The organism is Streptomyces sp. NPDC104309, from assembly GCF_055584025.1.
On the sequence record NZ_JBVJMV010000008.1, the window covers coordinates 56,533 to 77,854 of the forward strand.

Annotated in this window: 22 protein-coding genes; 11 read left to right on the top strand and 11 right to left on the bottom strand. The window is 69.0% G+C overall.

From position 1 onward, the window contains the following. Positions 1-235: 235 nt before the first annotated feature. Positions 236-592 (bottom strand): ASCH domain-containing protein, encoded by a 357-nt coding sequence (locus ACZ68L_RS14130; RefSeq protein ID WP_469576967.1) that lies wholly within the window; start codon positions 590-592, stop codon positions 236-238. Positions 593-1,103: 511 nt separating this feature from the next. Beyond that, positions 1,104-1,562, bottom strand: coding sequence for an ATP-binding protein (locus tag ACZ68L_RS14135; RefSeq protein WP_469576968.1), 459 nt, complete (start codon positions 1,560-1,562; stop codon positions 1,104-1,106). Positions 1,563-1,666: 104 nt separating this feature from the next. Here ACZ68L_RS14135 and ACZ68L_RS14140 point away from each other — a divergent pair, with 104 nt between their 5' ends. Together ACZ68L_RS14140 and ACZ68L_RS14145 are read left to right on the top strand one after the other, a co-directional pair. Continuing rightward, complete coding sequence (locus ACZ68L_RS14140; protein WP_469576969.1) at positions 1,667-2,992, top strand: helix-turn-helix transcriptional regulator; 1,326 nt, start codon at positions 1,667-1,669, stop codon at positions 2,990-2,992. Continuing rightward, positions 2,989-3,813: a class I SAM-dependent methyltransferase gene (locus tag ACZ68L_RS14145; protein WP_469576970.1), complete on the top strand. Its 825-nt coding sequence runs from the start codon at positions 2,989-2,991 to the stop codon at positions 3,811-3,813. The genes ACZ68L_RS14140 and ACZ68L_RS14145 overlap by 4 nt, the downstream gene beginning before the upstream one ends. 13 nt (positions 3,814-3,826) lie before the next feature. Here the strand turns inward: ACZ68L_RS14145 and ACZ68L_RS14150 are convergent, their stop codons facing one another. From ACZ68L_RS14150 to ACZ68L_RS14165, 4 genes are all read right to left on the bottom strand, one after another. Further along, a complete protein-coding gene (locus ACZ68L_RS14150) occupies positions 3,827-5,521 on the bottom strand; it encodes a relaxase/mobilization nuclease domain-containing protein (protein ID WP_469576971.1) in 1,695 nt (564 codons plus the stop codon). Further along, the gene (locus ACZ68L_RS14155; protein WP_469576972.1) at positions 5,511-6,086 is read right to left on the bottom strand and encodes a MobC domain-containing protein; all 576 of its coding nucleotides are present in this window, start codon (positions 6,084-6,086) and stop codon (positions 5,511-5,513) included. Before ACZ68L_RS14155 ends, ACZ68L_RS14150 begins: the two co-directional genes overlap by 11 nt. Before the next feature lie 315 nt (positions 6,087-6,401). Beyond that, positions 6,402-7,655 carry a DUF3631 domain-containing protein gene (locus tag ACZ68L_RS14160; protein WP_469577249.1) on the bottom strand — a complete coding sequence of 418 codons (1,254 nt, stop codon included), beginning with the start codon at positions 7,653-7,655 and terminating at the stop codon, positions 6,402-6,404. 565 nt (positions 7,656-8,220) lie between these two features. Further along, the gene (locus ACZ68L_RS14165; RefSeq protein WP_469576974.1) at positions 8,221-8,418 is read right to left on the bottom strand and encodes a helix-turn-helix transcriptional regulator; all 198 of its coding nucleotides are present in this window, start codon (positions 8,416-8,418) and stop codon (positions 8,221-8,223) included. 124 nt (positions 8,419-8,542) lie between these two features. Here ACZ68L_RS14165 and ACZ68L_RS14170 point away from each other — a divergent pair, with 124 nt between their 5' ends. Beyond that, positions 8,543-9,046: a helix-turn-helix transcriptional regulator gene (locus ACZ68L_RS14170; protein ID WP_469576975.1), complete on the top strand. Its 504-nt coding sequence runs from the start codon at positions 8,543-8,545 to the stop codon at positions 9,044-9,046. 21 nt (positions 9,047-9,067) lie between these two features. Beyond that, positions 9,068-10,222 (top strand): tyrosine-type recombinase/integrase, encoded by a 1,155-nt coding sequence (locus ACZ68L_RS14175; protein ID WP_469576977.1) that lies wholly within the window; start codon positions 9,068-9,070, stop codon positions 10,220-10,222. 7 nt (positions 10,223-10,229) lie between these two features. On the opposite strand, the gene sodN is transcribed toward ACZ68L_RS14175, so the two are convergent. Continuing rightward, positions 10,230-10,625 carry a superoxide dismutase, Ni gene (gene sodN, locus ACZ68L_RS14180; protein ID WP_327369805.1) on the bottom strand — a complete coding sequence of 132 codons (396 nt, stop codon included), beginning with the start codon at positions 10,623-10,625 and terminating at the stop codon, positions 10,230-10,232. Positions 10,626-10,805: 180 nt separating this feature from the next. Between sodN and sodX the strand changes: the two genes are divergently transcribed. Beyond that, the gene (sodX, locus tag ACZ68L_RS14185) at positions 10,806-11,264 is read left to right on the top strand and encodes a nickel-type superoxide dismutase maturation protease (protein ID WP_469577250.1); all 459 of its coding nucleotides are present in this window, start codon (positions 10,806-10,808) and stop codon (positions 11,262-11,264) included. Here sodX and ACZ68L_RS14190 read toward each other — a convergent pair. Beyond that, a complete protein-coding gene (locus tag ACZ68L_RS14190; protein WP_469576980.1) occupies positions 11,168-11,797 on the bottom strand; it encodes a CGNR zinc finger domain-containing protein in 630 nt (209 codons plus the stop codon). The genes sodX and ACZ68L_RS14190 overlap by 97 nt on opposite strands. A gap of 89 nt (positions 11,798-11,886) precedes the next feature. Here ACZ68L_RS14190 and ACZ68L_RS14195 point away from each other — a divergent pair, with 89 nt between their 5' ends. The 3 genes from ACZ68L_RS14195 to ACZ68L_RS14205 all read left to right on the top strand — a co-directional run bounded on the left by ACZ68L_RS14195 (position 11,887) and on the right by ACZ68L_RS14205 (position 14,061). Then, positions 11,887-12,648, top strand: a complete 762-nt coding sequence (locus ACZ68L_RS14195; RefSeq protein WP_469576981.1) for a class I SAM-dependent methyltransferase — start codon at positions 11,887-11,889, stop codon at positions 12,646-12,648. Positions 12,649-12,796: 148 nt separating this feature from the next. Continuing rightward, entirely contained in the window at positions 12,797-13,285 is a 489-nt protein-coding gene (locus ACZ68L_RS14200) for a sigma-70 family RNA polymerase sigma factor (protein WP_469576983.1), read from the top strand. Continuing rightward, a complete protein-coding gene (locus tag ACZ68L_RS14205) occupies positions 13,282-14,061 on the top strand; it encodes a hypothetical protein (protein WP_469576985.1) in 780 nt (259 codons plus the stop codon). Before ACZ68L_RS14200 ends, ACZ68L_RS14205 begins: the two co-directional genes overlap by 4 nt. 65 nt (positions 14,062-14,126) lie before the next feature. Here the strand turns inward: ACZ68L_RS14205 and ACZ68L_RS14210 are convergent, their stop codons facing one another. Genes ACZ68L_RS14210 through ACZ68L_RS14220 form a run of 3 tightly spaced genes read right to left on the bottom strand, consistent with a single transcriptional unit; the run spans position 14,127 to position 16,809 of the window. Further along, positions 14,127-14,891: an amino acid ABC transporter ATP-binding protein gene (locus ACZ68L_RS14210; protein WP_361440895.1), complete on the bottom strand. Its 765-nt coding sequence runs from the start codon at positions 14,889-14,891 to the stop codon at positions 14,127-14,129. Beyond that, positions 14,888-15,838 carry an amino acid ABC transporter permease gene (locus ACZ68L_RS14215; protein WP_469576987.1) on the bottom strand — a complete coding sequence of 317 codons (951 nt, stop codon included), beginning with the start codon at positions 15,836-15,838 and terminating at the stop codon, positions 14,888-14,890. The genes ACZ68L_RS14210 and ACZ68L_RS14215 overlap by 4 nt, the downstream gene beginning before the upstream one ends. A 29-nt stretch (positions 15,839-15,867) precedes the next feature. Further along, positions 15,868-16,809, bottom strand: coding sequence for an ABC transporter substrate-binding protein (locus tag ACZ68L_RS14220; RefSeq protein ID WP_469576989.1), 942 nt, complete (start codon positions 16,807-16,809; stop codon positions 15,868-15,870). 523 nt (positions 16,810-17,332) lie between these two features. On the opposite strand from ACZ68L_RS14220, the gene ACZ68L_RS14225 reads away from it, so the two are divergent. The 3 genes from ACZ68L_RS14225 (at position 17,333) to ACZ68L_RS14235 (ending at position 21,316) form a co-directional block, all read left to right on the top strand. Continuing rightward, positions 17,333-18,544, top strand: coding sequence for an NAD(P)-dependent malic enzyme (locus tag ACZ68L_RS14225; protein ID WP_361440886.1), 1,212 nt, complete (start codon positions 17,333-17,335; stop codon positions 18,542-18,544). Positions 18,545-18,869: 325 nt separating this feature from the next. Then, complete coding sequence (locus ACZ68L_RS14230; protein ID WP_469576991.1) at positions 18,870-19,835, top strand: zinc-binding dehydrogenase; 966 nt, start codon at positions 18,870-18,872, stop codon at positions 19,833-19,835. A 32-nt stretch (positions 19,836-19,867) separates the two neighbouring features. Continuing rightward, positions 19,868-21,316, top strand: coding sequence for a cellulase family glycosylhydrolase (locus tag ACZ68L_RS14235; RefSeq protein WP_469576993.1), 1,449 nt, complete (start codon positions 19,868-19,870; stop codon positions 21,314-21,316). Positions 21,317-21,322: the final 6 nt, after the last annotated feature.

A 21,322-nucleotide genomic window follows, 5' to 3' on the forward strand; every position in this document is an offset into this window, starting at 1 on the left:
TGTGAACCGTCATGATCTCCGACCTCTCACCTTCACTTCGGCATCACTGATGTGATGTCAAAGTGAAGGTATGCGTCAGATAAAGATCGGAAATAGTGACAAGATCACAGAAGATGGACGGGAAACCGTCTATCGCACGCGGTGACATGTGTCACTTTCGCACGTCAACTGGTCTCAGATTCCCCGGTGCTCACCTTGGCTATGGCAAAGATTCGGCCACTGGTGATGCGGGGATTCAGGCGGCTATCTGGGTATGCAAGGGCTGCCCGAAAGGGGCGCGAACCGTCCGTCGGCATCCGCATATGGCATCCCGTGAGACGGGCGTCGATCGCGGAGCGGTGCGCACGATCTCAATGACGAGGGCGCCGAGGGATCCTTCCTTGGGGCCTTTGATGATGCGGATGTTGGTGAACTGCTGTTCCCTGCTGGCCGTAGGGTTGACGTTGGCCTGTTTCTCGCCGTCAGGCAGGGATTCGAAGTCGGGGTACTCGGTGACCCGCTTGACCTCAACGTCGCAGCTCTCGGCGGTGCCCTTGATGCGGAAGCGGATGATGTCGCCTGCGGTGAGATCGGCCAGGTGCGAGTACTCCACCCGCACCTAGGTGCGGCGAGATCGAAGTACTCGGGTCGGGGTTCATTCGGTTCGGGTGTGGCCGAAGAGAAGGCGTTGGCGGAGCGCGGCAAGGTCCAGGTAGCTGTCGATCTCGGCAGGGATGGCGCTGCGGGAGAGCGGGTCGGGGCCCAGGATGACGGCGGCTGGTGTCCGAGGCCAAGTGAAAGCGTCCAGGAGTGGCCTGCTGGGATGCGTTTGCTGTACGGGGTGCCGTCGAAGCTCAGGGTGACTTCGGTCGGCGTAATCGAGCCCAGGCGCGACCCCATGTCCGGCGGGGGCTTGGTGGCGGGGCCGAGATGTAGGGCATCGGCGACCGTGCGCATGCGGTGCTCGATGACGGCTGACGTCTCACCGAGGCTGCGGGGTGGTTGTGGCACGAGCAGGAGGCAGCAGAGGGTGGCTCCAGTCGGGGCTGTATCCAGCCAGGTTGCGGTGGCCACGGAGGCGATCAGGCCGGCGGAGAGGGTGAACGGATCGGCGCGGGCGGGCGTCAGCATGTCGTCACCGAACTGTGGTGGAAGGCAACCCAGACGCATTTGCCGGGGCCCCGGCGCTCTTCCACGCCCCAGTCGTCGGCGACGGCGGAGACGAGCAGCAGACCACGGCCGTCGTCAGCGCTTTCCTGTGTCTGACGCTTCCTGGGCATGCCGTCACCGGCATCGTGTACTTCGATGCGCAGCAGGGCGCCCTCCAGAGCTACGCGTACGAGAACCAGTCCGCCTGCGGGGGCGCCGTGCAGTACGGCGTTGGTGGCGAGTTCGGAGGTGCACAGCTGGATGTCGTCGAGGCGTCCGGTCTGGCCCCATTGCGTAAGGGTCTTTGCGACGAATGCGCGGGCTGCGCCCGGTGTGGACCGGCGTCGAGTGAAGCGCATCGTTTCGTACTTGGCGGCGTCGCTGGGATGGTCTGGAGCGAGGGTGTCTGGCTCCTCGGGCAATCTGCTAGGCATGGCCAATAGCGAACCTGTTTCGCTCGTTTGGGTCGGGAGCCAGCGTGGGGGCCATGCCGGGGGCCAACATGGGGGCCAGAGTCCGCACGCTCAGGGGAGACGGGATGGGCGATACGAGGATCGGTGCCTTGCTCATTCGGCTGCGTACCGCGCGCGGTTGGAGCCAGCAGCAGGTGGCCGATGCGTACAACGCCCTGGAGGGGCGTGCCGCCAAGACGGGTAAGGAGATCGGACGTTATGAGCGCGAGGCGCGAATCCCGGTCCCGTACACCCGGAAATACTTGGCGCGGGTCTTCGACGTCGATGTCGCGGCGCTCGACCGGGCTGTCGCGGTCAGTAAGCGGCACCGTGGCAATGAGGGCTTGCCGGAGGGCTCTACGCGGCAGGCGCCGAAGCAGCGCTCCACGGCTGGTGTCGTGTCAGCTGACGCGTCCCTGTCGGCTGACTTTGCCAGGTTCATTGCGCAACGCAACGCTGACGAGTTCGTCGTCGAGCAGCTCGAAGCCGATGTGGCACGGCTCGCGCGTTCGTATGTCAGTCACCCTCTGCTGGAGCTGTACGTCGAGATCAAGCAGCTGCGAGATGGGGTGTTCGAGCTGCTACGCGGGCGTCAACGACCCCGTCAAACCAGTGACTTGTACGTCTCGGCGGCGCGTCTGTGCGGGCTCTCCGCGCACGTCTGCCTGGACCTGGGGCACTACGAATCGGCGGCCACCCACGCCCGTACCGCTCGCGCGTGTGCCGAGGCTGCCGGGCACGAGGGGCTGCTGGCCTGGGTGAGGGCAGTGGAGTCTCTGATCGCCTACTGGACGGGGCAGTACGAGCAGGCGGCAAGGCTTGCTCAGGCCGGACGCCACCATCGGGCCGGCGGCAGCATCGGCGCCCGGTTGGCGAGCCTGGAGGCACGGGCGCTTGCGATAGCGGGCAATACTGCGGGCGCAGCAGCCGCTCTGGTGGACGCCGAGCGGTCCCGCGAGATGACGGTCGGGCACGACGACGTACCGGGCATCTTCGCCTTCCCGGCCGCCAAGCAGCACGCGTACGCCGGTACGACCCACCTCGCCATCGGCGGGCGTGAGCACGTCCAGCAGGCCATCGCAAGTGCGGACGAGGCAGTTCGGCTCTACCGCAGCGCCGAGGACGACGACCGGTCCGTCGGCGACCTGTTCGCCGCCCATGTCGACCTCGCTCGCGGCCACTTGCTCCTGGCAGATATCGACGGCGCCGAGGCGATGCTCGGCTTCGTACTCGAGGCGCCGCCGTCACGAGTGTCGGCGAGCATCGTGCGGAGGCTGGTTGATCTCGGTCGCGACCTGAGGGGGCCACAGTACGGTGGAGCTGCGCAGGCGACCCAACTGCGTGAACGCCTCCAGCACACGGCCGTCGTTGCGGCCTCAACTGCCGCCCGCCCTCGGGAGCTGCCGACGTGACCGACCTCTCCGCCGCCCACGACGCCGCTGTGACCGACCGCGGTCGCCTGGTCGGCAGCGCCTACAGCGACGACCGCGACCTCGCCGCCCGCCAGTCGCTCTACCAATGGCAGACGCCGCGTTACGACCTGCCTGGCCTTGTCGCCGAGCAACTGAGCGGCGTACGTGAGCGTGGGCGCATCGTCGATGTGGGGTGTGGGAACGGCAAGTTCATCAAGCGCCTGTACCAGGACCGCGCGGACCTGACCCTGCTCGGCCTCGACATTGCACCGGGCATCCTTGCGGATGTCCCGGGACCGGTGGCCGTGGCGGACGTGACCAAGCTCCCGCTGGTCACGGGGAACGTCGACGCCGCCCTGGCGCTGCACATGCTCTACCACGTCCCGGACATCACCCAAGCGATCAACGAACTCTCCCGCGTCGTGACCGCCGACGGCCTGGTCATCGCCTCCACCAACAGCGACCGGGACAAGGCCGAGCTCGACGATCTGTGGCAGCAGGCCGCCGGCGACGTCCTCGGCACTGGACGCGGCGCGGCCCGCATCTCCCTCAGCGCCCGATTCTCGCTGGAGAAGGCGCCGTCCTTCCTGGGCGAGGAGTTCGGCCGCGTCGAGATGATCGAGCTGCCCGGCACCATCGCAGTCCGCCACCCGGATCCGGTGATCGCGCACATGGCCTCGTACCGGGCATGGGCGGACCAGCACGACGTGCCGTTCGAGGCCACGATCGAGCGGGCCCGCGCCATCCTCGTTGATCACATCGCCCGGCAGCGGATGTTCGAGATCACGTGCCTGGGCGGCATTCTCGTCTGCCGCCGCTGAGGGCCGACTGCCGCTATCGGTGTCGACCGCGCTCCGTAGGCCGTTGGCTCGCCGGATAAGGCTCGGGCTGAGGTGTGGGCGTGACGGGCGTGGCGCTGAGTGTGCTACGTGTGCCTGCTGCCTGTGCGCGCCTGTTGGGTTTGGCGGCGAGGCGCCAGTTGAGGACCTCAGCGGGGCGCTCGGCGGTGTCGAGTTCTCGGAGGCCGACGGCTTCGGCGAGGACCAGGCGAGGCAGGTATCCCGCACTTTCAGCCCGGGCGAGGGTGGTGGTCAGCGCGGGCCAGGAGGGGTCGGCGAGGATGCGGTTGGCGTGGTCGGGGAGGGCCACACGAACGTCTTGCTCGAATCGGCTGGCGGTTGCGGCTCGCGGTGCGCGACGGGCCAGGTCCGCCAAGATGGGGGCGGCGGCCTGCTGGTAGCCCGCCTGGAGGTGGCGGAAGGCTTCTTCGGCCGCATCGGCCTGCTGTTCGTGGCCGCGCTGTTCGTGCCACTTGGCGGCGGCGCGGGCCAGATGCACGGTGACGAAGAGCAGGGCGATGGCGAGCCCACCCGGCTCGCTGGAGGCGTAAGCGAGTTCCTTGGCGGCCTTGCGCAGGGCAGTGGCGGCCTGGTGGTCGGCGCGGGTGGCGGAGCGGCGGGCACGGTTGAACGCCACCGCCGCCGCCCGCATTTCTGTCCGGTGCGGGCTGGTCGTGGCGCTGGCGATGTTGTACAGGGCATCGCCGAAGGCGGCCAGGTAGCCCTGGGCGGCGGCATCGTCACCGGAGTCGAGGACGGAGTGCGCCGTCTCTATTGCGGTGGTGGTGTGCCGCCATGGATCGGCGGGGTCCGCCACATATTGAGGGCGGTCGGCCACCTCCTGGTCGGGGAAGCGTTCGCGTAGACGATTGGTGGAGAGGTCAGGGGCGAGTTTCGAGCCGCCGTACCAGACGGGTTCGCCGGCCGCGTTGGTGTCGCCAGGTGCGGCGAGGCTGTAGCCGATCACGTCACCGGTCTCGGGGCCGAGGCGCGTTTTGACCTTGATGCCGAGGGACTGCAGCACGGTGAAGTAGTCGGCTTCGTTGCGTACGGCGGCGGCGACCGCGTACGCCTGCTCGCGCAGCCACTGCCGTGCCGTGACCGACTGGCCCTGGCGCTCGGCCTTCGCGCGTTCGGCGCCGGTGGGGGTGCGGGGCGCGGTGAGGTCGCCGGACTTCAGGCGGCGCAGGCCGAATTCGGCTTCGATCTTGCGGCATTCGGCTTGGGCCCGCTGTCCGTCGCGGTGGGTACGCGGGCGGCGTCCGTCGGCGCGGACGGTGGTGGCCATGATGTGGATATGGTCGTCGGCGTGGCGCACTGCGATCCACCGGCATGCCTTCTCGTCGTCTTCGGGGGCAATGCCGGCGGCGTGAACGATGCGGCGCGCGACCTCGGCCCACTCGGCGTCGGTGAGGTAGCGGTCGCCGGGCGCGGTGCGGACCGGGCAGTGCCAGACATGCTGGGGTGGCTTCTTGCTGCTCAGTTCGCGGGTGCGCAGGTCGACGTGGGGGTCGAGGCGCTTGGCGAGCAGGGTGTAGGTGGCCTCGGGGTCGCGGCCGGGGTCGGGGGCGCCGGCCATGTCCCAGGCGGCGACGATGTGAGGGTCGGTGTGTTCGTCGCGGCGGCCGGGGCCGAAGAGGTAGACGATCAGTCCGCGGGTGTCGGAACCGGTGGAGACGTCAGGAACCATGTGCAGTTCCCTCCGCCAGGAGCTGGTCGATCAGTCGGTAGCTGTTCTGGGCCGCTTGTTCGACGTGGTCCAGCACCGCCTCGGCGCGCTCGGGCACCGCTCCTCGGTGGATGGCTGCGGTGATCTGGTTGAGGTTGCCGCCGATGCGGTTCAACGCGACCGTGTGTGCCTCGACGGCCTCGATCAGCGGGCGGAGAGGATCGTCCTCCGGGCTGCCGACCAGCCCCGCCTTGCCGAGGGCAACGGCGAGGGCAGCGTCCCCGACGAATCCGGCGAACTTCTGACCGCGCTGGTGAGCGGCGGCGCTGATCACGCGGACCGCGGTCCGGGTGAAGCGAATGGTCTTCTCCTGGTCGCGCTTCTCCACGGTGCGCTTGCGGTTCATCAGCGTGGGCAGGACGGGGGCGTCGGGATCCGGCCAGGAGGGCTGCTCGGCGGGCGGTTGGATGTCGGCCGGCGGCTGAGTACGCGGGGTGACGGAGTCGGCCGCGGGCGGACCGCTGGTCTCGGCTGTGCCCTCTTCAGGCTCGGGCGCCCCCTGGCGCCCGGCCTTCGCCTCCGCCACCCCTGGGGCGGGGGCAAGTGCGGACGAAGCCTCGTTAGAGGCTCGTTCGCTCCAGCTTGCTGCTGATCGGCGGGGCAGGCCAAAGAGTCCCTTGCGGCGGCGGGTGGGGGAGTTGTCGGTGCTCGTTTCGGGCATGGTGGTGCTCCGGTAGTCGTGTGGGGTGGGGCTTCGTCACGTCCGTTGCATCCGTCCCGTAGCTGGTCAGGGCAGGTACGGAGACGGTTGCAGGTACGGAGTAATCCGTATCGGCAAGGAACTCCGTCCCCGCGCTGACCTGCGCGGGGACGAATGCGACGGACTGATACGGAGCTGGTGTCAGCGAGTGGGCTTGGCGCCGGCAGGCCCGCCGGGCGGGCCGATGGGCAGCGTCCCGGACGGAGGGGCGGGCGGCTTGCCGTGGGCTGGCCGTGCGAGCGCGGCCTCGCTGGCTGCGGGTGCCGGTTGGGCAGGGTCGGGGCAGTAGCGGGCCCAGGCGTCGAGGAACTGGTTACGGGCGTACGCCTTGGCCTGCCTGCCGTTCTCGAAACGGTGGTTGGCCGGGCTGATGCCGAAGTCCCGTAGCAGGTTGGCCAAGTGGTAGGCGTTCAGGCCCTTGGTGCCGTACTCGGCCCACGGCGCCTCCGCGTCCTGGACGAGCGCGGCGAGCAGGTCCTGGCTCCGCAGAGCCTCCTTGTGACCCTCCTGCTCGAACACGCGGCGAACGTCGCGTAGCAGCCGCGTCTTCAGCGTCGTCTGCTCGTCCTGGACCACCTCGTTGCGCGTCATCGCCAAGCAGGCTGCACGTGCCTGCGCGGGCCAGCGCCCGCCGGCCAGATCGGCGACGATCACCAGCGGCTCCCAGGTGTCCGCAGCGCGGTCTTCGACCGGCATCTTCGGCACGTAGGCCGCAGCGGTGCTACGCAGCGGGGTCAGCCAGGCGGCGAGCCGGTTGCGTACCGCGTTCAGTTCGGGCACGGAGTACCGCGAGCGGAACGGGGTGATCCGCTCGTCAGGCTTGCGCTTCTGCATGCGCAGCACGACCGCCCGGTCCGTGATCGTGTCGGGTAGGTCGCCGATCCCGGCGAGCGCGGCCATGGCGAAAGTGGGAAACGCCGTCGGCTTGTGCTCCGGCCCGGAGATCCGCCAGGCGGGCCGGTTGCGCTGGTGCCCGGCGTTCAGCAGACCGCGCAGGTCCTCCTTCTCGCCCGCTTTGGGGCCGAAGATGGTGTCGGCCTCATCCACCAGCAGCGTCGGCGGGTTCTTGCCGATGACACGGAAGACCACCGCAGGCGACGTGTTCACCGTCATCATCGGCTGGTGCACGGTCTCATGGAGCACGTCCAGGACACGGGACTTGCCGCACCCCTTCGTCGGCCCCACAACCGCCAGCCGTGGCGCATGCTGGAGGGCGGGCTGAATGTGGGAGGCCGCCACCCACAGCGTGACCGCCGTCAGGGCCTCCTCGCTCGGCAGCACCACGTACCGGCCGACTGCCGCACGCAGCTCATCCAGCAGCACGGCTCCTTCGTTGGCCACCTCGCCGCTCACACCGGCGCGGTCCCCGGTCCCCGATCCGCCGTCGGAGACCACGGTCCCCGCAGAGTCGTGGGGACCGTAGTCCCCACCACCTGCTCCGAGCGTGGTCCGCTCGTCCGGAATTCGGGGATCGAGTTCGGGTACCGACTGACCGGAAGTGTCCACCCGGTCCCCGACCCCCAGTCCGCCCGGACCAGCATGGTCCGCACCATTGGGCTTGGTCCGCAGGGCGCTGACCTGCACACTTTCCGCATCGGCCGCGTTCCGGTCCCCGACCGGAACCCCCTTCGGGACATCGTTGGTGGGGCGGTCCGCCCCCTCCGATGCCTGGTTCGGGGTGCGTGTGGCAGGGGACCGCGACTCCGCTTGGTCCCTGTTGCGCCAGGGGATGCCCTGGCCGGGGACTGCAGCGGCGGGCCAGACGACCTTGGGGGATGCGTTCGAGGTGGCGGGGGACGTAGAGTCCTTCATAGACGTTCCTCTCCCGGTGGAGCGGGCTGGGCTAGAGCCCACCCCACCGACTTGATCGTTCAGGTACGGGCGATGAGTTGGGGAATCCTCGGCCCTCGGCGTTGGCTCGCCGGGGGCCGTTGCCATGTCAGGGGATGAGGCCGGCATCTCATGCGGCGGTGCCCCACTCGTCCTGGCCCTGAGCCAGCGCCTGCTCGTAGCGCAGCAGCTCGGCCTCGGGGTACAGCACCCGCTTGCCGATCTTGATGCCGCGCGGGCCTTTCCCGATCTGTCGCCAGTAGCGGACTGTGCTCTCGGCCGTGCGGTAGCGCTCGGCGACCTCGGCGGTGGGCAGGTATTGCGCCATGCAGTTTCCTATTCGACTAGGTGACGATTCGATCTGCATAAGGTGTACTCGACGATCGCGGATTTTCCAAATCGGGAAGCGTGTGTTTCAATTGGGATAGCAAGAATGGGTGATGGGAGACGCGATGGCAGACAGCAAGGCAGGCGGGGCGGAGGTGCCGCTGCTCTATAGCGAGGGGAATGTCGCTGAACGCGTGGCGCTGGAGCGCGAAGTGCGGGGATGGAGCACGACCGAGCTGGCAGAGCGGGTGACCAAGGCCGGCGTGAAGATGAACCAGACCGCGGTCTGGCGCATCGAGAACGGCGAGCCGCGTCGCCGCATCAACCTCGATGAGGCCCTCGCCTTCGCCAGAGTCTTCGAGCTCCCCCTCGAAGAGCTCATGTCTCCGCCGCTCGAAGGCATCGACATGGACGGGCGGCGCCTCGTCCAGGAAGCCGTCGAGGCGTTCTATGAGTCCCGAGACGCCCAGGACCGCCTGCACCAAGCCGTCGTCGCGGCGGTCGAGCACATCCAGGCCCACCCCGACAGCTCACGCGCCATCCATGAGCAGTGCCTCCGCCTTATGGGCGACGAGCGCGATGCCCGCGCCCTCACCGAGTACATCGAGGGCGGCGGCTACTACCGATAACCAACCCAAGGGAGATCCGACTTGGCCAACATTCAGAAGCGCCCCAACGGCAAATGGCGGGCCCGCTACCGCGACCTCGACGGCAAGGAGCACGCTCGCCACTTCGAGCGCAAGGTCGACGCCCAGCGCTGGCTCGACGAGGTCACGACCAGCATGGTCACCGGCCTGTACGTGGACCCGCGCGCAGGCAGGATCTCCTTCGAGAAGTACGCGACGAAGTGGGAGGCTGAGCAGATTGTCGGCGAGGCGGGCGCGCGCATTACCGACAACGCCCTGCGGCTCCACCTCATACCCGCGCTCGGCTCGTACGCGATGGCATCACTGCGCCGCAGCCATATCCAGGCCCTTTTCAAGAAGCTGTGTGAGCAGCTCGGCCCCGGCAGCGTACGCAACGTCTACGAGGTCCTGGTCCGCGTCATGACGGCCGCCGTCGAGGACAAGGTCATCCCCGTGACGCCGTGCAAGCGGATCACCCTCCCGCCCATCCCGGACGACGAGATCACGCCGCCCACCGTGGCTCAGGTCGTGGCGATGTCCGGTGCCATGCCGCCGTACATCCGCTCGGCGATCGTCGTCCTCGCCAGATCGGGCTTGCGTATAGGCGAGTTGCTCGGCCTCAAGGTCTCGGACGTCGACTTCAAGCGGGGCACCATCCGCGTCGAGCGGCAGCGGCTGCAATCCGGCCTGATAGGGCCGCCGAAGACCGGCAAATCACGGCGCACGGTCCCGGTCGGCGAAGTAGTCACCGACGCGCTCCTAGCGCATCTCGCCGCACGGCCCTCGAAAGAGTGGCTGTTCACGATGGAGGAGGGAGAACCCCTCAACTACCGTCGCTGGAAGACCGAATGGAACTGCGCTCGCCGCGCACTCCAGGCAGCAGAAAACGAGGCGGCCGAGCGCGAGGACCGCAAGCCCGTCCAGCTGCCGCACATGGTGACCCACGACCTGCGGCACTTCTACGCCTCCGCGCTCATCGCGGGCGGGGCAAGCGTCAAGCAGGTTCAGATGGTCCTTGGCCACGCGTCCGCCGTCATCACTCTGCGGATCTACGCGCATCTGTGGCCGGGAGAAGAAGACCGCACCCGGTCCGTCATGGACGCCGTTCTCGGCGGCCTGCGGACCGGGTGCGGACAGGTAGGCGACATGACCAGCGAAACCGCAGGTCAGGCGGCCTGACCATAGATCAAGCCTTCTTGGTCTCCCAGAAGATCTTGTCGATCTCGGCGATGTAGTCCAGCGCCTTCTGGCCCGTCGCCGGGTCCGTGGAGGCCTTCGCAGCCGACAGCGCCTTCAGGGCGTCGTTGACCAGCTGGTGCAGCTCCGGGTACTTCTCGAAGTGCGGGGGCTTGAAGTAGTCGCTCCACAGCACCGAGACGTGGTGCTTGGCGAGCTCGGCGCGCTGTTCCTTGATGACCACCGCGCGGGCCCGGAAGTGCGGGTCCTCGTTGGCCTGGTACTTCTCCTGGACGGCCTTGACCGACTCCGCCTCGATGCGGGCCTGGGCCGGGTCGTACACGCCGCAGGGCAGGTCGCAGTGGGCGCTGACCTTCACCTTGGGGGCAAACAGGCGGGAAAGCATTGAGCTGTCCTTCCTCGTGATCGTCTTCTCAGGTGGGACATTACTCCGTGAGAGACGGGTTTTCGTGGGTGCCCCCATGGGCTTAGGCCAAAAGTCCAGGGTGGGAATGGGCCCAGTGGCCGAATGTACGGAACGCTGTACTGGACGTTGTACTGGATGGACCGGGGAGGTACCGGAGAGATGCGGGAGGTGCCGGAGGTGCCGGAGCTGATGCGGGAGCAGCCCGCACGAGGGCTGGCCGGGCGGCTGCCGTTCCAGGTGGTGGAGGTGACCGGGCCGTCGATGGTGCCCACGCTGCATCACGGGGACTGGCTGCTCGTGCAGTACGGGGCGCCGGTGCGCCCCGGGGACGTGGTGATTCTGCGCCATCCGTTCCAGCAGGATCTGCTGGTCGTCAAACGGGCCGCCGAGCGCCGACGGGGCGGCTGGTGGGTGCTGGCCGACAACACCTTCGCGGGTGGCGACAGCACGGATTACGGGACGGTGCCCGACGAGTTCGTGCTGGCCAGGGTCCGGGCGCGGTACCGGCCGTTGAAGAAGGATCAGCGGTCGCTGTGGTCCGTGGTGACCTGGGCGGTCTCCGCGCTGCGGCCGGTGTCGGCGGCGCGTTCCGTCTCCAGGCGTTTGCGGGCCCGGTAGGCGGCCACGTTGGCGCGGGTCGCGCAGCGGTCCGAGCAGTAGCGGCGGGAGCGGTTGGTCGAGGTGTCGAGGTAGGCGTTGCGGCAGGGCGCCGCCTCGCACAGGCCGAGCCGGTCCACGCCGTAGGAGGTGAGGTGGAAGGCGAGGCCCATCGCCGCGATGGCGGCGTACCCGGCCGTCGCGTTCGACGGGTGGTCGGCCAGGTGCATGTGCCAGTCCGGCTTGCCGTCCTCGTCGCGGAGGTCGTGGCCGGAGATCTGCGGGCTGACGGGGAACTCCAGCAGTAGCGAGTTGAGCAGGTCGACGGCGAGCGTCTCGTCACCGCCGTCGGCCGCTTCGAAGACTCCGCGCAGCCGTGCCCGTACGGACCGGAAGCGGGTCACATCGGCGTCGGTCGCCCGCCGGGCCGCCTGCCGGTTGACGCCGAACAGCTCGCGGACCGCCTCGACGGAGGTGAGGGAGTCCTTGTTGCGGGCGGGCTCCTCGGTGTTGACCAGACGCACGGCATAGTCCGAGTAATAGGCCAGTTCCACTTGTAGTCCTTACGGCGTCGGTCTAAAGTCGATGCAGCGAGCGATGTAATGGGCTTTTTCAGTTCCAGGGTATTACATGGAGGTTCCTCGTGACGGAGACGACGACCGGTACTGACTGGGCGGCCTGGCAGGAGAGCTGGGACCGCCAGCAGGAGTGGTACATGCCCGACCGCGAGGAACGGTTCCGGGTGATGCTGGACATGGTCGAGGCCGTGGTGGGGCCCCGGCCGAGAGTGCTCGATCTCGCATGCGGTACGGGAAGTATTACGGACCGGCTCCTCAAGCGGTTCCCGGAGGCCACCAGCACGGGCGTCGACCTCGACCCGGCCCTGCTCGCCATCGCCCGCGGGTACTTCGACGGCGACGCGCGCGTCACCTTCGTCACCGCCGACCTCAAGGACCCCGACTGGGCGGGGGAGTTGCCGTACGACTCGTACGACGCCGTCCTCACCGCCACGGCCCTGCACTGGCTGCACACCGAACCCCTCACCGCGCTCTACCGGCGGATCGGCGGGCTCGTCAGGGACGGCGGGGTGTTCATGAACGCCGACCACATGATCGACACGGAGACGCCCAGGATCAACGCGGCCGAACGTGCCCACCGGCACGCGGCCATGGACCGGGCGAAGGCCGAAGGCGCCCTCGACTGGGCGGACTGGTGGGCTCTGGCGGCCAAGGACCCGGTCCTCGCCGGACCGACCGCCGAGCGGTACAGGATCTACGGCGAGCACGCGGACGGCGACATGCCGTCCGTGCGCTGGCACGCCGACACCCTGCGCGGGGCGGGGTTCGGCGAGGCGCGGGCCGTCTGGGCCTCCCCGTCGGACTCTCTGGTGCTCGCCGTGAAGTAGCGGCGTTGCACGTGCGGGAAGGGGCGGTACGGGCCGGGACCCGTACCGCCCCTTCTTTTTCTCCTCCCCGCTGCAACCCGCCGTGTGTCCCGCCGCACTGGAAGGGTGAGACGGTCCGCGCCCGCGGACCCGGAGAGGGGCGCCGACGATGCGGATCGATGACGATGCCGCGCTGCACGCCTTCGTCGAGGGCAGGCGTACCGCACTGTTCCGCAGCGCGTACCTGCTGTGCGGAGACCGGCACGAGGCCGAGGACCTGGTCCAGGCCACGCTGGTCAAAGTGGTGCTGGGCGGGCGGCGGCACGGGCGGCTCGACAACATCGAGGCGTACGCGCGCAAGACCCTGGTCAACACCTTCATCGCGGCCCGCCGCCGGTTCTGGCGGCGCGAACACGCGTACGGCGAACTGCCCGACCGCGCGGGCCACGCGCTCGACACGGACACCGGCCTCGCGGTGCGGGCGGCCCTCGCCCGGCTCACGGACAGGCAGCGGGCCGTACTGGTGCTGCGCTACTGGGAAGACCTGAGCGTCGAGGCCACGGCCGGACTGCTCGGTATGCGGGAGAACACGGTCAAGAGCCATGCGGCTCGGGGGTTGGCGGCGCTGCGCGCCGAGATGGCGGAGGAATTCGTATGAACGACGTGCGTGAGCTGCTGGGGCGGGTCGCCGAGGACGCGGGGCGGCCGGTCATCTCCACCCAGGCGGTGTACGCCGGGGCCGCCCGGGTACGTCTGCGGCGCCGGCTCACCGTCTCGGCCGCGGCACTCGCCGTGGTCGCTGCGGGAGCGGCGGCCGTACCGGGACTGGTCCCGGGCGAGAACAGCGAGAACAGGCAGAACGCCCCGGTGGCGGCCCCGGCCGAGCTCACGGGCAGCGACGGCCGGGCGCAGCGGCTGGTCGAGCTGCTCCCCGAGGGGGTGGGGAAGGTCGAACAGGTCTCGCTGGCCGTCATCATCAAGGGGGCCACCCCCGGGCAGGCCAGGGAACACCTGGACGGGCCGCTGGACGGGCAGTACTCCGTACGCCGGGACGGCGGCGTCGGCTACCTCGTCATCGGCTTCCTGGACGGCCGACGGGCCGACAAGAAGTTCGGCGGGCAGGACCCGGCCGCCGATCTGTGCCGGCCGAGCAACGGGGAACCGCGTCCGGACGACTGCGTACGCGAGGAACTCCCGGGCGGACGCGTGCTGACGACCTGGAAAGACGCCATGAACTACTCGGGCACGCCCAAGTGGGGACCTGAATTCGTGGGGCGTCTCACCCTGAAGGACGGCGGGGTGCTGGCCGTGCGGGACAGCACCGGGTTCACGAGCGACCGGGCGCAGGGGCCGCTGCTCAAGAACCCGCCACTGACCCGTGCCCAGCTGCGGAGCCTGCTGCTCAGCCAGGAGCTGCTGCCGAAGAAGGGGTGACGCACGGGAGGAGGGCGGTACGGACCGGGTCCGTACCGCCCTCCTCGCGCGTTCCGGTCGCGGCGCTAGAGGACCTTCGACAGGAAGGACTTCGTCCGGTCGTGCTGAGGATTGGTCAGTACGTCGCGCGGGTGGCCCGACTCGACCACCACGCCGTCGTCCATGAAGACCAGCGCGTCGCCGACCTCACGGGCGAAGCCCATCTCATGGGTCACGACGATCATCGTCATGCCGTCCTCCGCGAGCCCGCGCATGACGTCCAGTACGTCGCCCACCAGCTCCGGGTCGAGCGCCGACGTCGGCTCGTCGAAGAGCATCAGCTTCGGCTCCATCGCCAGGGCGCGGGCGATGGCCACCCGCTGCTGCTGGCCGCCGGAGAGCTGGGACGGGTAGTTCTTCGCCTTGTCGGCCAGACCCACCCGGTCCAGCAGCCGCTCGGCCCGTGCCCGCGCGACGGCCTTGGACTCGCCCTTGACCTGGACCGGGGCCTCCATGACGTTCTCGATCGCCGTCATGTGCGGGAAGAGGTTGAAGCGCTGGAAGACCATGCCGATGTCCCGGCGCTTCAGGGCGACCTCGCTGTCCTTGAGCTCGTAGAGCTTGGTGCCCTTCTGGCGGTAGCCCACCAGATCGCCGTCGACGTAGAGCCGGCCGGCGTTGATCTGCTCCAGGTGGTTGATGCACCGCAGGAAGGTCGACTTGCCGGAACCGGACGGGCCGATCAGACAGAAGACCTCGCGCGGGGCGACCTCCAGGTCGATGCCCTTGAGGATGTGCGCGGCGCCGAAGGACTTGTGGACGCCCTCGGCCTTCACCATGGCGGCGGTCATGCCATGCCTCCCTTCGGGCGGCCCAGGGACGTCAGCTGCGCCCGGACCTTCTGCATCGGGGTCGGTGGCAGGCTTCGGCTCGAACCGCGTGCGTAGTACCGCTCCAGGTAGTACTGGCCGATGCTCAGCACCGAGGTCAGGATGATGTACCAGGCCGCTGCCAGGAACAGCATCTCCACCGTGGCGCCCGAGGTCTGCGACACGTTCTGGGTGGCCCTCAGTAGCTCGGTGTACTGGGCGGCCACCGCCAGGGACGAGGTCTTGAGCATGTTGATGACCTCGTTGCCCGTCGGCGGCACGATCACGCGCATCGCCTGCGGGACGACGATCCGGCGCAGCGTCCTGGCGTGGCTCATGCCCAGCGCGTGTGCCGCCTCGGTCTGCCCCTCGTCGACCGACTGGAGGCCGGCCCGGCAGATCTCCGCCATGTACGCGGCCTCGTTGAGGCCGAGGCCGAGCAGCGCGCAGAGGAAGGGCGTCATGAAGGACGACCACTCGTCCTTGTAGATCGGCCCGAGGTTGATGTACTCGAAGACGATGCCGAGGTTGAACCAGACCAGGAGCTGTACGTAGACGGGGGTGCCGCGGAAGAACCAGATGTAGAACCACGCGATGGCGGAGGTCACCGGGTTCTTGGAGAGCCGCATCACCGCGAGGACGATGCCCAGGACCACGCCGAGGATCATCGCCAGCACGGTGATGATCACGGTGTTCTTGACGCCCGTGAGGATCTGGTCGTCGAAGAAGTAGTCCGGGATGGCGCCCCAGTTGACCCTGCCGCGGGCGAACGCGGAGACGAGCAGGGCGAGCAGGCCCACGGCCACGACCGCGGTGACGTACCGGCCGTAGTGCCGGACGGGTATGGCCTTGATCGTCTGCGGTCCTGCGGCAGGTACGGGGGGAGCGAGCGGGGTGGCCGCCGGGTCCGCCTTCTCGATTTCAGTCACAGCTGATGCCTTTCAGCCCTGGACGTCGGTCAGGATCCGCCGTTGAGCTTGGCCTCGGTGACCGCGCCCGCTTCCACGCCCCACTTGGCGACGATCTTTCCGTACTCGCCGTTCTTGATGATCGCGTTCAGGGCCGCCTGGATGGCCTTGGTCAGCTGGTCGTTGCCCTTGGCCACGGCGATGCCGTACGGGGCGGCCTCGACCTGCTCGCCGACGATCTGGAAGTCGTTGCCGCCGCCCGAGGTCTTCACCGCGTACGCGGCCACCGGGAAGTCGGAGGAGCCGGCGTCGGCGCCGCCGCCGCGCAGCCGGGTCTGGGCCTCCAGGTCGTTGTCGAACGCCTCCATGGCGATCGACTTGCCGCCCGTACACTTCTTCGACTCGGACTTGGCGAGGTCGTGCGAGACCGTGCCGCGCTGGACCACGATCTTCTTGCCGCAGAGATCCGCCCAGGTCTTGATGCCCTGGTCGTCGCCCTTCTTGGTGTAGATCGAGACACCGGCGGTGAAGTAGTCGACGAAGTCGACCCCCTCGCCGACCTTCTTCTTGGTGGCCGAGTCGACACCCTCCTGGCGGTCCTTGGTGTCCGTCATGGACGACATGGCGATGTCGTAGCGCTTGGAACGCAGACCCGTGAGCAGCGTGTCGAAGGTGCCGTTCTCGAATTCGAAGGTCACTCCGAGCTGCTTGCCGAGCGCCTCCCCCAGGTCGGGGTCGATGCCGACCGTCTTGCCGGACTTGTCCTTGAACTCGACCGGCGGATAGGCGATGTCCGATCCGACCTTGATGGTGCCCTTGTCCTGGATCGCCTTCGGCAGGAGGTCGGCGAGCGGGGCCTTCGCGGAGCTCTTGGAGCCCTTGTCGGTCTGGTCGCCGCAGGCGGTCAGCAGCAAGGTGCCGGCGACCGCGATGGCGCAGACCGCTGCAATCCGGGACTTTGCGGCCGTACGACGGGTGGTGCTTGCGGTCATGATCAGGTTCCTCCGGCAGATGAGGGCTGTGTTGCCGGGCGGTGAATGACACGCGTCATCGGGTGTCGCCGCCCTGTGCGATTACGGCATCTTGCCATTCGGATTTGCCCAAACAGTGGGCCAGTCATGTCAAAATCGGGTAACGGGCGATTCCGAACCTCAAGCGGCCGGTACACCAAGGCCGGACCATCTGTGGGGATTTCATCTTCACGCCGCAGGATCTGCGGCGCGTCTCGACTGGTGGACGCCAATTCACCGGTAGGCCGACTTGTCCAGATATTCGACTATGAGTCACATCACCGCGCCGGTATGGACTCGTCGGTCACGCGGTCCGTCGGGTAAAAAAGACCTTTACACCCCTCATCCGGGGCTCAGGACGCGTGTGCGGCGCGTCCGCGCGTATGTATCTCTCCCTGCCGGGGCGGGCCAACCGCCGACGTGGGGAACGTACGCGGTGCCCGCCCACCCCTCCTCAACCAGGAGTGGCCACCCTCAAACGATGAAGACTTAAGGGGTCAACACCATGGCAGCGGAGATCGTCAATCCTCGCAGCGACAGCACCACCGACAGCGCCACCGACGAGCCGTTCGATCCGGCTTTCGCGCTGCACCGCGGCGGCAAGATGGCCGTGCAGGCCACCGTTCCCGTCCGCGACAAGGACGACCTGTCCCTCGCGTACACACCTGGCGTCGCCAAGGTGTGCAGCGCCATCGCCGAGAATCCCGAGCTGGTCCACGACTACACCTGGAAATCGCAGGTCGTCGCCGTCGTGACGGACGGCACCGCGGTGCTCGGTCTCGGAGACATCGGTCCCGAGGCATCCCTCCCGGTGATGGAGGGCAAGGCGATTCTCTTCAAGCAGTTCGGCGGTGTCGACGCGGTGCCGATCGCGCTCGCGACCACCGACGCGGACGAGATCGTCGAGACGGTCGTCCGCCTCGCGCCCTCCTTCGGCGGGGTGAACCTGGAGGACATCTCGGCGCCGCGCTGCTTCGAGATCGAGCGCAAGCTGCAGGAGCGGCTCGACATCCCGGTCTTCCACGACGACCAGCACGGCACCGCGGTCGTGACGCTCGCGGCCCTGCGCAACGCCGCGAAGCTGTCCGGCCGGAACCTCGGCGAACTGCGCGCCGTCATCTCCGGCGCCGGTGCGGCCGGAGTGGCCATCGCCAAGTTCCTGCTGGAGGCGGGGCTCGGCGATGTCGCCGTGGCCGACCGCAAGGGTGTCGTCAGCCGGGACCGCGAGGACCTGACCGACGTCAAGCGTGAGCTGGCCGAGCTCACCAACCGGGCCGGGATCTCCGGGACGCTGGAGAGCGCGCTGGCCGGTGCGGACGTCTTCATCGGCGTCTCCGGCGGCACGGTGCCCGAGGCGGCCGTGGCGTCGATGGCGCCCGGCGCGTTCGTCTTCGCGATGGCCAACCCGAACCCCGAGGTCCACCCCGACATCGCGCACAAGTACGCGGCCGTCGTGGCGACCGGGCGTTCGGACTTCCCGAACCAGATCAACAACGTGCTCGCCTTCCCCGGCATCTTCGCCGGTGCCCTCCAGGTCCGGGCCTCCCGGATCACCGAGGGCATGAAGATCGCCGCGGCGAACGCGCTGGCGGACGTCGTGGGCGACGAGCTTGCGGCGGACTACGTGATTCCGTCGCCGTTCGACGAGCGGGTGGCACCGGCCGTGACGGCCGCTGTGGCCGCGGCGGCCCGCGCGGAGGGCGTGGCCCGGCGCTGAGGCTCGGGGCGGGGTGCGGGGCCGGGCGCGGGTACGCCCGCGGCAGGCATGCTCCCCGCCCCGCCCGTTCCCGTAACCGGGGGGTCGTACTCGCCCCTGCTCCCGCCCCTTTCCGTAACCAGGGAGCCGCACCCGGCCCTTCCCGCAATCGGAGGGCGCACCCGGCCCCTTCCCGTAACCCGGGGGCATGCCCGCCTCCTGCTCCCCGTCGCCGCGGTGGCCCGTTGCTGCCGGTACGGAGGGCCCCCCGGCTGCTCCCGCACGCGGTGCGTGTCACACCCCTGGCCGGTTACGCCGGCTCGTGCCCCGGCCTATCGTCGAGGCCATGTTCGCCGCCTACGCATCCCGCATCGACCGCGACCAGCCCCTCAACGGCCTTGAGCTGGGCGAGCGCCCCGCCCCCGAGGCGCGACCGGGCTGGACCACCGTCGACGTCCGGGCCGCCTCCCTCAACCATCACGACCTCTGGTCCCTGCGCGGCGTCGGTCTCGCCGAGGACAAGCTGCCGATGATCCTCGGCTGTGACGCCGCCGGGATCGACGAGGACGGCAACGAGGTCGTCCTGCACTCCGTCATCGGGCAGACGGGGCACGGTGTCGGTCCGAAGGAACCCCGGTCGATCCTCACCGAGCGCTACCAGGGCACTTTCGCCGAGCAGGTCACCGTCCCCAGCTGGAACGTGCTGCCCAAGCCGAAGGAGCTCACCTTCGAGCAGGCCGCCTGTCTACCGACCGCCTGGCTCACCGCGTACCGGATGCTCTTCACCAACGCCGGGGTGCGTCCCGGCGATTCCGTCCTCGTCCAGGGCGCGGGCGGCGGCGTCGCCACCGCCGCGATCGTGCTCGGCCGGGCGGCCGGGCTGCGGGTCCACGCCACCAGCCGCGACGAGGCCAAGCGCAAGCGCGCCGTCGAACTCGGCGCGATCGAGGCGTACGAGCCCGGCGCACGGCTGCCGGAGCGCGTCGACGCGGTCATCGAGACGGTCGGCGCCGCCACCTGGTCCCACTCGGTGAAGTCACTGCGGCCCGGCGGCACGCTCGTCATCTCGGGTGCGACCAGCGGCGACCGGCCCTCGCACGCCGAGCTGACCCGGATCTTCTTCCTGGAGCTGAAGGTCGTCGGCTCGACCATGGGGTCGAAGGACGAGCTGGAGGACCTGCTGGCGTTCTGCGCGACCACCGGCGTGCGGCCCGTCATCGACGAGGTGCTGCCCCTGGACCGGGCCCGCGAGGGCTTCGAACGGCTGGAAACGGGCGGCCAGTTCGGAAAGATTGTGCTCACCTGCTCTTGAGGTGTGCGGGGTGAGCTGTTCTCATCTGCGCCATGCGAATGCGGACGCGGATGCGGATGGGCAGCGTACTCACCTCGGTCGTCACCTCGCTCGTACTCGCGGCGGGGGCGCTCGCCCCCGCCGCCGACGCGCGTTCCGTGCCGCCCGACCGGACCGGCATCCCCCGCCTCACCGACGACGAGGGCCGCACCCTCACGCTGCGCGGCTGGAACGTCGAGGACAAGGCGAACCGCGGTGACCAGGCGCTGACCGCCATCACCGAGAAGCACTTCCGCGATCTGCGCGCCAAGGGCTTCGGCTTCGCCCGGCTGCTCATCTTCTGGGACGACCTGGAGCCGCGCCGGGGCCAGTACAGCGCCGCGTATCTGCGCCGGATCGACCGGGTGCTCGGCTGGGCGCGGAAGTACCGCGTCCAGGTGGTGCTCGACGCCCACCAGGACGTCTTCGGCCCGGCGTTCGGCCACCGCGGCATCCCGGCCTGGGCGACCCGTACCGATGGTCTGCCCTTCACCCCGCACCCCGACGACTGGTTCGCCGAGTACTTCGAGCCCGCCGTGCAGCGGGCCTTCACCCATCTCTACGAGGACCCCGATCTCCAGCGCGCCCAGGCGCGGATGTGGAAGGTCGTCGCCGACCGTTACGCGCACCACCCGGCCGTCCTCGGCTACGACCTGATCAACGAGCCGATGGGGGAGATCGAGGAGGGGGAGGACCTGGCGACGGCCGCCCGGCGCATCGAGTCCCGGCAGCTCACGCCGATGTACAACCGGCTCGCCCGCGCGGTCCGCTCGGTGGACCGGGCCAACTGGCTGTTCGTCGAACCCACCCCCGTCGTCGGCGAGGGCGTCCCCACCGGACTGGGGGCGGTCAGGGACCACCGGACCGTCTACGCACCGCACTTCTACAACACCGCGATGGAGGCGGGCGCCGACTACGACCCGTCGGCGGGCTGGATCGAGTCGTACGAGGCGGCCGTCACCGCGTATCCGGAGCGGCTGCACATCCCGGTCGTCGTCGGCGAATGGGGCCCGCTGAACAACACGCTTCCGCAGATGGGCCGTTTCTACCGGGACGCGATGGCCTCCTTGAGCCGCTACTCCTCGGGCTGGGCCGGCTATGTGTGGTGCTACGGCGGCGGGTACTGCGCACTCGACAAGGACGGGGCCTTCGCGGCGAACAAGGAGCGGACCGCCACGCCGTACGCGCCCGCCGTCGCCGGAACCGTCCACTCCGACACGTACGACGACACCACCGGCGTCTACCGGCTCTCCTACACGGCGGGCCGCCGCGGCACGACGGAGGTCTCCCTGCCGCCGACCGCGGGGAACTGGCGGGTCGCGGTGGGCGGCCGGGCCCAGGTCCGCAGACACGGGGGAGAGGTGCGCATCCGGGCCCGTGAGGGGGCGCGCGTCACGGTCACGGTCACCCGGACGCCGCGTGACCGAACCGGTTTCGGCAGCACGTTTGTCAATGAGGGTTGACGCGGG

Coding starts and splice junctions, on each gene's coding strand:
- ACZ68L_RS14135 (WP_469576968.1), bottom strand. CDS start 1,562: ATGCCTAGCAGATTGCCCGAGGAGCCAGACACCCTCGCTCCAGACCAT.
- ACZ68L_RS14140 (WP_469576969.1), top strand. CDS start 1,667: ATGGGCGATACGAGGATCGGTGCCTTGCTCATTCGGCTGCGTACCGCG.
- sodN (WP_327369805.1), bottom strand. CDS start 10,625: ATGCTTTCCCGCCTGTTTGCCCCCAAGGTGAAGGTCAGCGCCCACTGC.
- ACZ68L_RS14210 (WP_361440895.1), bottom strand. CDS start 14,891: ATGACCGCCGCCATGGTGAAGGCCGAGGGCGTCCACAAGTCCTTCGGC.
- ACZ68L_RS14150 (WP_469576971.1), bottom strand. CDS start 5,521: ATGGTTCCTGACGTCTCCACCGGTTCCGACACCCGCGGACTGATCGTC.
- ACZ68L_RS14170 (WP_469576975.1), top strand. CDS start 8,543: ATGGCAGACAGCAAGGCAGGCGGGGCGGAGGTGCCGCTGCTCTATAGC.
- ACZ68L_RS14235 (WP_469576993.1), top strand. CDS start 19,868: ATGCGAATGCGGACGCGGATGCGGATGGGCAGCGTACTCACCTCGGTC.
- ACZ68L_RS14220 (WP_469576989.1), bottom strand. CDS start 16,809: ATGACCGCAAGCACCACCCGTCGTACGGCCGCAAAGTCCCGGATTGCA.
- sodX (WP_469577250.1), top strand. CDS start 10,806: ATGCGGGAGGTGCCGGAGGTGCCGGAGCTGATGCGGGAGCAGCCCGCA.
- ACZ68L_RS14225 (WP_361440886.1), top strand. CDS start 17,333: ATGGCAGCGGAGATCGTCAATCCTCGCAGCGACAGCACCACCGACAGC.
- ACZ68L_RS14205 (WP_469576985.1), top strand. CDS start 13,282: ATGAACGACGTGCGTGAGCTGCTGGGGCGGGTCGCCGAGGACGCGGGG.
- ACZ68L_RS14230 (WP_469576991.1), top strand. CDS start 18,870: ATGTTCGCCGCCTACGCATCCCGCATCGACCGCGACCAGCCCCTCAAC.
- ACZ68L_RS14200 (WP_469576983.1), top strand. CDS start 12,797: ATGCGGATCGATGACGATGCCGCGCTGCACGCCTTCGTCGAGGGCAGG.
- ACZ68L_RS14165 (WP_469576974.1), bottom strand. CDS start 8,418: ATGGCGCAATACCTGCCCACCGCCGAGGTCGCCGAGCGCTACCGCACG.